4 tRNA genes are annotated in these 460 nt (G+C 45.4%); all 4 read right to left on the minus strand.

Annotation, left to right across the window (positions count from 1 at the left end):
• Positions 1-100 precede the first annotated feature (100 nt).
• Positions 101-176: transfer RNA gene (locus tag CD147_RS11850), tRNA-Ala, on the minus strand.
• Positions 177-191: 15 nt separating this feature from the next.
• A tRNA-Pro gene (locus CD147_RS11855) sits at positions 192-265 on the minus strand.
• Between the two features lie 24 nt (positions 266-289).
• A tRNA-Arg gene (locus CD147_RS11860) sits at positions 290-366 on the minus strand.
• Positions 367-377: 11 nt separating this feature from the next.
• A tRNA-Leu gene (locus tag CD147_RS11865) sits at positions 378-460 on the minus strand.

The following is a 460-nucleotide window of genomic DNA, read 5'->3' on the forward strand; positions in this document are numbered from 1 at the left end:
TCATAATACTAAATAATGTTTGTAACATTTAAGTTACTTATTGGAATTAACGTTGACATATTGTCATTCAGTTTTCAATGTTCATTCTAAAATCTTTAAATGGTGGAGACTAGCGGGATCGAACCGCTGACCTCCTGCGTGCAAAGCAGGCGCTCTCCCAGCTGAGCTAAGCCCCCATAATATTTAAGAAGTCGGGAAGACAGGATTCGAACCTGCGACCCCTTGGTCCCAAACCAAGTGCTCTACCAAGCTGAGCTACTTCCCGTATGTAGTTAATTAAAATTTTAAATGGCGCGCCCGATAGGAGTCGAACCCATAACCTCTTGATCCGTAGTCAAACGCTCTATCCAATTGAGCTACGGGCGCTATATTTAAAATGGTGCCGAGGACCGGAATCGAACCGGTACGGTGATCTCTCACCGCAGGATTTTAAGTCCTGTGCGTCTGCCAGTTCCGCCAC

The sequence above is a fragment of the Staphylococcus devriesei genome, assembly GCF_002902625.1.
In the GTDB taxonomy this organism is placed as follows: domain Bacteria; phylum Bacillota; class Bacilli; order Staphylococcales; family Staphylococcaceae; genus Staphylococcus; species Staphylococcus devriesei.